The organism is uncultured Flavobacterium sp. (genome assembly GCF_963975515.1).
In the GTDB taxonomy this organism is placed as follows: Bacteria; Bacteroidota; Bacteroidia; order Flavobacteriales; family Flavobacteriaceae; genus Flavobacterium.
The window spans coordinates 475,632-487,016 of the sequence record NZ_CAXBGY010000002.1; the positions used below are offsets into that span (position 1 = coordinate 475,632).

Annotated in this window: 9 protein-coding genes; 5 read left to right on the forward strand and 4 right to left on the reverse strand. The window is 29.1% G+C overall.

The annotated features are described in order from the left end of the window. Position 1 precedes the first annotated feature (1 nt). Positions 2 to 5,122, forward strand: a complete 5,121-nt coding sequence (locus AAC008_RS04570; protein WP_339887692.1) for a T9SS type B sorting domain-containing protein — start codon at positions 2 to 4, stop codon at positions 5,120 to 5,122. A gap of 1 nt (position 5,123) precedes the next feature. Here AAC008_RS04570 and AAC008_RS04575 read toward each other — a convergent pair whose 3' ends face one another. After that, positions 5,124 to 5,489 (reverse strand): cupin domain-containing protein, encoded by a 366-nt coding sequence (locus AAC008_RS04575; protein WP_339887693.1) that lies wholly within the window; start codon positions 5,487 to 5,489, stop codon positions 5,124 to 5,126. Next, complete coding sequence (locus AAC008_RS04580) at positions 5,486 to 5,896, reverse strand: hypothetical protein (protein ID WP_339887694.1); 411 nt, start codon at positions 5,894 to 5,896, stop codon at positions 5,486 to 5,488. Before AAC008_RS04580 ends, AAC008_RS04575 begins: the two co-directional genes overlap by 4 nt. A 106-nt stretch (positions 5,897 to 6,002) precedes the next feature. On the opposite strand from AAC008_RS04580, the gene AAC008_RS04585 reads away from it, so the two are divergent. Beyond that, complete coding sequence (locus AAC008_RS04585; protein ID WP_339887695.1) at positions 6,003 to 6,635, forward strand: 7-carboxy-7-deazaguanine synthase QueE; 633 nt, start codon at positions 6,003 to 6,005, stop codon at positions 6,633 to 6,635. A gap of 105 nt (positions 6,636 to 6,740) precedes the next feature. Here AAC008_RS04585 and AAC008_RS04590 read toward each other — a convergent pair whose 3' ends face one another. After that, complete coding sequence (locus AAC008_RS04590) at positions 6,741 to 7,445, reverse strand: methyltransferase domain-containing protein (RefSeq protein ID WP_339887696.1); 705 nt, start codon at positions 7,443 to 7,445, stop codon at positions 6,741 to 6,743. A gap of 85 nt (positions 7,446 to 7,530) precedes the next feature. Here AAC008_RS04590 and AAC008_RS04595 point away from each other — a divergent pair, with 85 nt between their 5' ends. Together AAC008_RS04595 and AAC008_RS04600 are read left to right on the forward strand one after the other, a co-directional pair. Then, a complete protein-coding gene (locus tag AAC008_RS04595; RefSeq protein ID WP_339887698.1) occupies positions 7,531 to 8,025 on the forward strand; it encodes a YkgJ family cysteine cluster protein in 495 nt (164 codons plus the stop codon). 1 nt (position 8,026) lies between these two features. After that, the gene (locus AAC008_RS04600; protein WP_339887700.1) at positions 8,027 to 8,416 is read left to right on the forward strand and encodes a PH domain-containing protein; all 390 of its coding nucleotides are present in this window, start codon (positions 8,027 to 8,029) and stop codon (positions 8,414 to 8,416) included. Here the strand turns inward: AAC008_RS04600 and AAC008_RS04605 are convergent. Next, positions 8,413 to 9,726 (reverse strand): DUF1343 domain-containing protein, encoded by a 1,314-nt coding sequence (locus tag AAC008_RS04605; protein WP_339887701.1) that lies wholly within the window; start codon positions 9,724 to 9,726, stop codon positions 8,413 to 8,415. The genes AAC008_RS04600 and AAC008_RS04605 overlap by 4 nt on opposite strands. A 76-nt stretch (positions 9,727 to 9,802) precedes the next feature. Between AAC008_RS04605 and AAC008_RS04610 the strand changes: the two genes are divergently transcribed. Beyond that, positions 9,803 to 11,035, forward strand: coding sequence for an FtsX-like permease family protein (locus AAC008_RS04610; protein ID WP_339887710.1), 1,233 nt, complete (start codon positions 9,803 to 9,805; stop codon positions 11,033 to 11,035). Positions 11,036 to 11,385: the final 350 nt, after the last annotated feature.

The following is an 11,385-nucleotide window of genomic DNA, read 5'->3' on the forward strand; positions in this document are numbered from 1 at the left end:
TATGAGTTTTAAAGAAATTTTATTTTACTTTTTTATTACATTTTCTGTTTTTGTAAACGCGCAAACAACAGCAATTCCCGATGCAAATTTTGAACAGCAATTAATTTCGTTAGGGCATGATACTAATGGATTAAATGGGAATATCTTAAATGTAGATGCACAAGCTGTAACTACGTTAACTCTTACGGGAAATACTATTACAGATTTAACCGGATTGCAAGCATTTGTAAATGTGGTGACCTTAAATTTAGGAAGTAATCAATTTGCTACAATTCCAACAAATACACTTGTCAATTTAGAAGAACTAGTTTTTAATAACAACTTAGCATTAGCTAGTATTGACCTGTCTAATAATCTTAATCTTAAGAAATTAGACATGAGGGCACCTGGTTCTGGTTCATCAGGGCCAATTACGCTGATTGATTTGTCAAACAATATACAATTAGAATATATTCATATATATGCTTTTTATTCTTTACAAAATGTAATTTTTCCAGTTACAAATACGGTAGAGTATGTTTATTTGTTAATGTTTGCCAATATTACAGTAGATTTTTCGGGTTATGATAACTTAGAAAATTTGAGTTTAAGTACTAATTTTAATAACTCGTTTGCCATTAGTGTTGTATTACCTACAAATCAAAATACGTTGCAATCTGCTTCTTTTCAAGGTGGAAATATTGTTAATGCTAATTTTTCAACCCAATTAGCACTTGAGTTTCTATCAATGCAATCTACAAATACGCAAACACTCTCATTACCTGTTACAACAACTTTAAAAACAATAAGAATTTCGAGTCATTTAATAGATAACGTTTCTTTTGCAAACGCTTCTGAATTAGATGATTTATCTATTACTAGTAAAAGTGTTAATATTCCTTTAAATATTGATATTTCTCAAAATCTATTATTGAAAAAATTAAATACTTCAAATAACTATATGACAGTTATTGATGTTACTCAAAATACTATTTTGGAAGACATGAATGTGTCAAACAATCAATTAACCAACTTAAATCTTACACAAAATATTCTTTTAGAAAACTTGAATGCTAATAGAAATCTTTTGCCAACATTAAATTTGAATCAAAATACGGCACTTGAAACATTGACTGTTAATAATAATTTATTGCCTAATCTAGATATTACTCCAAATATATTATTAAATTCTGTTGACATTAGTTACAATTTATTTAACACAACGGGTTTGGATTTAACACAAAATACTTCCTTAGTAAGTCTAAATGCATCGTTCAATCAAATTGAATCTTTAAATATTTTACAAAATATAACACTTCGAAACTTATTGCTTAATAATAATTTATTTACTGGTACTTCAATATTAGATCAGTTTTTTACAGTACGTCAAAATGATATAGGATATGATCAAGGTATCATTGGCTATACGTTTAATGTAAGTTTTAACCAATTATCAGGAAACATGCCTGATTTTCACTCTTTATTTAGTTTAGGTACTGGAATACCAGTTCGTTGGACAAGACGTTTTAATTTTTACTTTCACAATAATAATTTTGAATTTGGTCATTTTGAAAATCAACATGACGATTATGTTGTTGCGACAAATACTTACGTTCCTACAACTTTTACTAGTCCTGTAATGTCAAATTATTGGTACGCACCTCAAGCAAAAGTCAACACAATAGATACTATAAACGCAAATGCTGGTGATGCTATAACATTAACTACAGTTGTAAGTGGTGCACAAAATCATTATGTTTGGTTTAAAGATGGAGTTCAAATTCCAGGAGCTCCAGATTCTCCAAATTATGTAATTAACAATGTAAATTCTTGCGATATTGGAGTCTACCATAGTGAAATTAGAAGTGATTTAGTGCCTTTTGATAATGCAAATGCTCCAGGAACATCTGGTAAAAATTTACTATTGGTTAGAAACGACATCACTTTAAATGTTAATTATACATCTTCTTGCGTTACTTTAAATTCACCAGCCAATGGAGCAACAAATGTTCCAATTAATGGTGGAATTTCTTGGAATGGAAATCCAGGTGCATGTGGATATTTTGTGAGTATTGGAACAACACCAGGAGGAACAAGTATTGCAAATAATATCGATGTTGGTGATGTCACCACATATAATTTAGGAACAAATTTTCCACCAAACACTTTAATTTATGTGACAATAACTCCTTATTTTCAAACAGGTGCAACTTTAGTTTGTACTTCTGAGAGTTTTACTACAAGTGCTGTTACAGTTTTACCAGATTGTACAACGTTATCATTTCCAACATTATCAGCAACAGATGTTCCTGTAGATGCAAATATTACATGGATTCCTTCGATAAATGCAACAGGTTATTTTATTTCAATTGGAACTACATCAGGAGGAACGGAAATAGTAAATATGCTAGATGTTGGAAATGTTACAACTTATAACCCAATAAATGATTTACCAGGAGGAGTTCAGATTTATGTAACTATTATCCCATATAATAATTTAGGAAATGCTGCTGGTTGTTTAGAAGAAAGTTTTACAACTTATTCAAATGTTTCATTACCACTTTGTACAACGTTAATTTCACCTATAAACACTGCGTCAAATGTGTCTGTTTCAAGTAATTTTTCTTGGAATGCTGTTGCAGATGCTACAGGATATTTTATTTCGTATGGAACAAACAACGCAGCCAATAATATAGAAAACATGGTTGATGTTGGAAATGTATTAACTTATAATCCACCAACTGATTTTCCAGATGAAACTACAATTTATGTGGTAATTACACCTTACAATTCCGCAGGAAATTCAGTTGGATGTAATTTAGAATATTTTGAAACTGAAGTTGTAATTCCAGTTTGTACATCCTTAACTTCTCCATTAAATAATGCAACTAATATTTCAATTTCAAGCAATATCTCTTGGAATGCAGTTTCAAACGCTACAGGATATTTTATTTCTTACGGAACAAACATAGTAGGAAATAATATTGCAAACATGATTGATGTTGGAAATGTATTGACTTTCAACCCAACAAACAATTTTCCAGATGAAACTTTAATTTATGTTTCAATAATTCCATACAATTCAGCAGGAAACGCAGTTGGTTGCTCAATTGCAAATTTTGAAACTGAAGTTATAATTCCAATTTGTACATCATTGACTTCACCATTAAATAACGCAACTAATGTTTCAATTTCAAGTAATATTTCTTGGAATGGAATTTCAAATGCTACTGGTTATTTTATTTCTTACGGAACAAATGTTGCAGGAAACAACATTATAAATATGATTGATGTTGGAAATGTTCTAACATATAACCCAACAAACAATTTCCCAGATGAAACTACTATCAATGTTTCAATAATTCCCTATAATTCAGCAGGAAATGCAATTGGTTGTACTATAGAAAGTTTTGAAACTGAAGTTGTAATTCCAGTTTGTACATCCTTAACTTCGCCATTAAATAATGCAACTGATGTTTCAATTTCAAGTACTATTTCTTGGAATGCAATTTCAAACGCAACAGGATATTTTATTTCTTATGGAACAAACACACAAGGAAATAATATTGCAAACATGATTGATGTTGGAAATGTATTAACGTACAATCCTACAAACAATTTTCCAGATGAAACTTTAATTTATGTTTCAATAATTCCATACAATTCAGCAGGAAACGCAGTTGGTTGCTCAATTGCAAATTTTGAAACTGAAGTTATAATTCCAATTTGTACATCATTGACTTCACCATTAAATAACGCAACTAATGTTTCAATTTCAAGTAATATTTCTTGGAATGGAATTTCAAATGCTACTGGTTATTTTATTTCTTACGGAACAAATGTTGCAGGAAACAACATTATAAATATGATTGATGTTGGAAATGTTCTAACATATAACCCAACAAACAATTTCCCAGATGAAACTACTATCAATGTTTCAATAATTCCCTATAATTCAGCAGGAAATGCAATTGGTTGTACTATAGAAAGTTTTGAAACTGAAGTTGTAATTCCAGTTTGTACATCCTTAACTTCGCCATTAAATAATGCAACTGATGTTTCAATTTCAAGTACTATTTCTTGGAATGCAATTTCAAACGCAACAGGATATTTTATTTCTTATGGAACAAACACACAAGGAAATAATATTGCAAACATGATTGATGTTGGAAATGTATTAACGTACAATCCTACAAACAATTTTCCAGATGAAACTTTAATTTATGTAACAATTATTCCACATAATTCAGCAGGAAATGCTATTGGTTGTTCAGAAGAAAGTTTTGAAACTGAAGTTGTAATTCCAGTTTGTACGAATTTGACTTTACCATTAAATAATACAATTGGTGTTTCAATTTCTAGTACTATTTCTTGGAATGCAGTTTCAAACGCAACAGGTTACTTTATTTCTTACGGAACAAATTCATCAGCTAACAATATTACAAACATGATTGATGTTGGAAATGTTTTAACCTTTAATCCAACAAACAATTTTCCTGACGATGTTTTTATTTATGTAAAAATCACGTCCTATAACTCTGCAGGAAATTCAGTAAGTTGTTCTATCGAAAGATTTAAAACTGAAATTGTTGTTCCTTTATGTACTTCTTTAATTTTGCCTAAAAACGGAAGTTCAGAAGTTGAAATTGACACTTCACTTTCTTGGAATTTCATTTCTAATGCAACTGGATATTTCATTTCAATTGGAATTTCTCCAAACGGAAACGAAATTGCGAATATGGTTGATGTTGGAAATACAACATTTTACAATCCAACAAACGATTTTCCAGATGATGCAACAATTTATGTAACAATTACACCTTATAATTCTGTAGGAAATCCAATTGGAAGTTGTTCTCAAGAAAGTTTTAAAATTCAAAACCGTCAAATTGTAACGCCTAAGTTTTTCACACCAAATGGCGATGGATTTAATGACGTATGGAAAATTTATGATCCTAAAAACGAAGTTAAAGCAATCTATATTTTTGATAGATATGGAAAATTACTTTACAATATTTCAAATGCTAATGGAAGTTGGAATGGTACTTTTGGAAACCAAATTTTACCAGCAACGGATTATTGGTTTTCAATTGAGCGAAAACAGGGAGAACCAATTAAAGGACATTTTTCATTAATTAGGTAGGTTACTCTTCTTCTCGATGCACTTTGTTAAAATCAAAAGCAGGTTTACAAATTGAAATATAATCACAAGGTTCATCAAACGGATTTGAATATTGAACACGAGTATTTGCTTCAATTTTTATAGATTGACCAGCTTCTAAAACAATAACTTCATCTTCAATAATGAATTGTTTTTTTCCAGAAATCACATAAGTATATTCTTCAAATTCTGGAGTTTGAAAAGGCTCTGACCATTTTGGTGGTGCAACCATATGAGCAATTGAAATATCTTTATTTCCAGTAGTTGGAATTCCGTGATGTTCTTCAATTAATTTTCCATCAGTCGTTGGAACAACAAAAGGTTCTTTTTGTATAAAATATTTTTTCATTTGTTTTTAATGTATTTTGCTATTATTTCTTTTAATTTTCTAATGTCTTCATGATTAATGTCATTTAAAGAAAAGTCAAGTTGTGTTTTGTTCTTCTTTGCAATTATTAATTGACTTTCACTAAACTCAAAAGAATCTAATTCAGAAAAAATAATATTTTTACTTTTAGAATTAATTTTGATATTTCCTCCTTTTTTATTCCAAATGAAATGATTTTTATAAAAAAGGCTCTTATATTGAGGATATAAAGTAAAAATTGTAGACAACCCACCTAATCCCATGTATCGGTTGTCTATATATCCAAAACCAGCAATCAATCCAATTATTAAGCAAATAATTCCAATAATGACAATTACAGTGTCAAGGTTTTTTTTAAAACCTAATCCTGTAAATTTTATTCTTTTCATAAAGCAATATATTATTTCAAAAATAGTAAAAATCCACCAATTACTATTCACTAATTACTATTTACTGATCACTAATCCTTATCTTTGCTGACTATTTTAAAAGAAAATGTTAGATAAAGAAACACAAATAGCAGTCAATAAAGGAGAAATGCTTCCGTTAATGGAAGAGTTTTACACTATTCAAGGAGAAGGTTTTCATACTGGAACAGCTGCTTATTTTATAAGAATTGGTGGTTGTGATGTGGGATGTCATTGGTGTGATGTAAAAGAAAGTTGGAATGCAGCTTTACATCCTCCAACAAATACAGACGTTATTGTAGAAAATGCTAAAAAATACGCAGAAACAGTTGTCGTTACTGGTGGAGAACCTTTAATGTGGGATATGTCTGTTTTAACGTCAAGATTAAAAAATCAAAATTTAAACGTTCATATTGAAACTTCTGGAGCTTATCCAGTTTCAGGAAAATGGGATTGGTTTTGCCTTTCACCAAAGAAAAATAAATTACCAGTAGCTGATGCTTATGCAATCGCTAATGAACTTAAAGTTATTATTTACAATAAGCACGATTTTCAATTTGCTGAAGAACAAGCTGCAAAAGTGAATCCAAACGCAATATTGTTTTTACAACCAGAATGGAGTAAAAAAGAGGAAATGACTCCTTTAATAGTGGATTATGTTATGAATAACCCTAAATGGAGAGTTTCTTTACAAACACATAAATACTTAAATATTCCATAAATTTATTTTGGAATACTATTTGAAATAAATATGTAAACAGTCAATATTTAAAATTCCAAATTCCAATCTCTATTTAGCTGGAATTTGGAATTTTTTTATTGGAATTTATTTTGATAGTTTAGCCAAATAGTCAAAATGTTCTCCTTCTAATAGTAGTTCGCATTTTAAACCATTATCAAAACAAGCATTTTGAAGCGTATTGTAATCCAAATATAGCCAAGGAAAAATTTCTTCCGTTTCTCCTTTATATTTAACAGTAAAAGTCAATTCTCCATAATAACCATCACTTGGAATCCATCTTCCGCCATCTTCATCTTCATCAAACATGTAAATTATATCTGAACTGTCAATTAAAATCTGTCCGTTTTCATTTAAAAGCGATTTTAACTTCAAAAGATATTTCGAACAATTCTCTAAGGTTTCAAAAATACCAGTTCCATTCATCAAAAGTATAATAGTATCGAATTTTTCATTAGCATCAATATCTAAAATATTTTCAACTTTTGTTTTTTTCAAACCACGAAGTTGGCTAGCTTTAATAGCGTTTTCAGAAATATCAATAGCTGTTACATCAAAACCTTTCTCTTCTAAATAAAGGGCATGGCTTCCTGAGCCACAACCAACATCTAAAACTTTACCTTTTACTAATTGTAATGCTTTTTGTTCTATTACTGGCATTTCATTATAATTCCTAAAAAGATAAGCAACACTCATTTCATCAGCGTCAGAAATTGAAGTTTCTGTAATCAAATCTTCGGGAGAATTATTGGTTTGATAATCTAAGATGGCTTTTCCAAAAAGGTCTTTCATTTAAAATGTTTATTAGTTTTTGACTTTAATAGTTTAGAGTTGTTTAACTTTGTAATTGAACTTCTAATTGTAATTAAACTTGAAATTGAAAACAAATTTAAATGAACTCGCAAAACTTGCCAAAGATACACATATCGAAACCAAAAAGTATTTTGTTAAGTTAAAAAAGAAGACTCCGAAAAATTTAGATTATGTAATGCAAGATTTACATGATGCAGAATTTAAGAAAACCAATTGTTTAGATTGTGCCAATTGTTGCAAAACTACAGGGCCTTTATTTACATCAGCTGATATTGAAAGAATTTCAAAGCATTTAAAACAAAAACCACAACAATTTATTGAGCAATATCTAAAAGTAGATGAAGATGATGATTATGTGTTGCAAAGTGTTCCTTGTCATTTTTTAGATTCTGATAATACTTGTTTTATTTATGATGTTCGTCCAAAAGCTTGTCGCGAATTTCCTCACACAGATAGAAAAAAGTTCAATCAAATTACAGATTTAACCTTAAAGAATATTCCAATTTGTCCTGCAGCTTATAATATTGTGGAAAAGATGAAAGAGAAATTACCTTTATAAAATGAAAACATTCAAATCAAAAATAGATTGGTGGCTTGTAGGAATAATTATTATTGTTTTTGCTTATCCAATTATTGATGGCATACTTTCTAAACAATATGCTTTGTCTTATACAATGCTAGCTATTTTGGGCTTGATTGGAATAATGTTTTCAAAAATAAAATATGTAATTGTTGGAAAAATTTTAAAAATATGGTGGATAAAAGTAGAAATTCAAACCATTAGAAAAATTTATAAAACTAGAAATCCTTTAAGTTCACCAGCATTATCTTTAGATAGAATTGCAATTGTGTACAACAAATATGATGAAGTTTTAATTTCGCCAAAAAATAAAAAAGAATTTATAGACGAATTATTAAAAATTAACCCAGATATTGTAGTTGAAATTTAATCCTTGTAGAGTAAATATTTTTCACGCATTGCTTTAAACTCAATCAAATCGCTTTTCCAGGTTTTTCGAATCTCTTTTTCAGAAAACCCTGCTTCAATTTGCTCTTGTAATTTTTTGGTTCCTGCTAGTTTAATAAAAAACGAATTAAAGAATTTAGATTTATCTTGTGTTTCTTCATAAGCTTTCAACAACCATTTTAACTCTAGTTCTTTTACTCTTTTAGTTTTTGATAAATCTTCACCATAACATAAAGTACCATTATATAAAGGGTCTTTAGCACCTTCATTTGGCATTGGAGTAAAGCTAAAATCGCTTTCTGGTAAAAAAGGAGAGCCATAAATTTGAAATTGCTGCTCAGTTCCTCTTCCTACACTTACATTTGTTCCTTCAAACAAACATAAACTTGCATATAAATTTATTGATTTTGCATTTGGTAAATTTGGAGAAGGTTTTACGGGTAAATCGTATTTCATGTCATGTTCATAATTCAAACACTTTACAATTTTCAAATCACATTGCATACCATTTATTAACCATTTTTCATCATTTATCATCCTAGCATATTCACCAATAGTCATTCCATGTAAAATCGGAATTTGATGCATACCTACAAAACTAGTATATTCTTTCTCTAAAATTGGACCATCAACAATTCCTCCATTTGGATTTGGTCTGTCTAAAATAATTAAAGGAATATTATTTTCAGCACAAGCTTCCATTACATAATGAAGTGAAGATATATAAGTGTAAAAACGTGCACCTACATCTTGTAAATCAAAAACCATAACGTCAATTCCTTCTAATTGTTCAGGTTTTGGTTTTTTGTTGTTTCCATATAAAGATATTATTGGTAAGCCTGTCTTTGTATCTTTTCCGTCAACAATTAATTCACCAGCATCAGCTTTGCCTCTAAAACCATGTTCTGGAGCAAATATTTTGGATACTTTTACTTTTGATTCAATCAACCAGTCAACTAAGTGCATCGTGTCCGTTGTTGTTTTTGTGTAATATTCTTTATCATTTACTAAATTAGGATTGTAATTAACCAAACTCGATTGATTACCAACTATACCAATAGCATTGTATTTTTTTAATACAGGTAGATAAGTTCTCCAATCATCAGCACCAGTTTTAAAAACTGTGTCTGCTTCAATTTTAATTTCGACTATTTTTTTACTAGTTACTACTTTCGATTTTTTCGAAACAAAAGTTTTTTCTTTTTTAGTTTCTTTGGTTTCTACACTTTTAATAGAATTTCCACAAGAAGAAACAACAGATAAGAAGCAAAAAATTAAAGTAAAATATCTCATTATATATAGGTGTAATAATTTTATTAGTGTATTTCGTGTTTAAGATGTATTTTTGAAATCAAAAGTAAAGCCAAAATTGAATTTAGAGTATTTTATTTCAAAAAGACTAATAACTACTAAAAGTTATAAAAGTAGTATTTCTTCACCAATTATAAAAATTGCCATCACAGCTATAGCAATTGGTATAATTATGATGATAGTTTCTGTGGCAACCGGAATTGGACTTCAAAATAAGATTCGAGAAAAAGTAGCAGCTTTTAATGGTCATGTTATAATTTCCAATTATGATGACAATCAATCGGAAGTCACAAAAGAACCTATATCAATTAATCAAGATTTTTATCCAAATTTTAAAAACATTTCAGGCATAAGTCATATTCAAGCAACAGCAAGTAAGGCAGGAATTATTCATACAGAAGAATCTTTTGAAGGAATTATATTTAAAGGAGCAGGTAAAGATTATAATTTCAAAAACCTAAAGGAATATTTGGTTGAAGGTAAAATGCCAAATTTAAAATCAGACTTAAATGAAGAGGTATTAATTTCTCAATATATAGCAAAAAGGTTAAATCTAAAATTAGGAGATAAATTCAAAACCTATTTCTTAAAAGAATCTGGCAATAAACCTAATTTACGTGTTTTTAAAATTGTGGGCATTTATAATTCGGGTTTTCAAGAATTTGATGCTTCCTATATAATAGGAGACATTCGTCATGTCCAAAAAATCAATAAATGGGAAGACGATCAGGTTGGAGCATTCGAAGTTTTTATTGATGATTTCACTCAAATTAAACAAAAAGGAGAAGAAATTTATAAAGAAATTCCTCCTACCTATAATAGTACAACCATAGAAGAAAAATATTATAGTATTTTCGAATGGCTAAAGTTATTTGATTTCAATATTGTAATTATATTAATTGTAATGATAATCGTTGCAACAATTAACATGATAGTAGCTTTGTTGGTCTTGATTTTAGAAAGAACCCAAATGATAGGAATTCTAAAAGCACTCGGAGCAAACAATTGGAACATCCGAAAAATATTTTTATACAATGCATCTTACCTTATTATAAGAGGTCTATTAATAGGTAACACAATTGCAATAGGATTATTGTTAATTCAAAAATACTTTGGATTAATAAAACTAAATCCAGAAAACTATTATGTAGATTTCGCACCTGTCGATATTAATCCTATACATATAATAGTACTTAATCTTGGAACAATATTAATTTGTTTCCTGGTATTATTAATTCCTTCTTACATCATTACAAAAATTTCACCTGTTAAAGCTATTCGTTTCGATTAGAAACAGCTCATCAGTTATTATTTATTATGTTTTGGTTCCTGCTATCCATTGTATCTTTTCTTTTTTTTGGTTAAAAAAGAAAAGGATGCCATTCCTATCAGGGTTATTAGAGTGAGTTTTTGGGTTTATTTATAATGTTATGCGATTAATTGCTTCCGGTTTCAGCTTGTGGAAAGCATGTTTATCAACAAAACGCAATAAAATTTTCAAAACAGGATAAATTTATCTGAGTGTTAGCTATACTAAAACAGAGTTATTGTTCTATTAAATAGCCTCCAGCTTCAGCTGGAGGAAAAATAATTAAAATTATTTCAGTTTGTAAATATCAGTAAACCAATGTGCTAAATAAA

Bases quoted from the DNA above. Each gene is read 5' to 3' on its own strand.
- AAC008_RS04570 (WP_339887692.1), top strand. From the start codon at position 2: ATGAGTTTTAAAGAAATTTTATTTTACTTTTTTATTACATTTTCTGTT.
- AAC008_RS04575 (WP_339887693.1), bottom strand. From the start codon at position 5,489: ATGAAAAAATATTTTATACAAAAAGAACCTTTTGTTGTTCCAACGACT.
- AAC008_RS04580 (WP_339887694.1), bottom strand. From the start codon at position 5,896: ATGAAAAGAATAAAATTTACAGGATTAGGTTTTAAAAAAAACCTTGAC.
- AAC008_RS04585 (WP_339887695.1), top strand. From the start codon at position 6,003: ATGTTAGATAAAGAAACACAAATAGCAGTCAATAAAGGAGAAATGCTT.
- AAC008_RS04590 (WP_339887696.1), bottom strand. From the start codon at position 7,445: ATGAAAGACCTTTTTGGAAAAGCCATCTTAGATTATCAAACCAATAAT.
- AAC008_RS04600 (WP_339887700.1), top strand. From the start codon at position 8,027: ATGAAAACATTCAAATCAAAAATAGATTGGTGGCTTGTAGGAATAATT.
- AAC008_RS04605 (WP_339887701.1), bottom strand. From the start codon at position 9,726: ATGAGATATTTTACTTTAATTTTTTGCTTCTTATCTGTTGTTTCTTCT.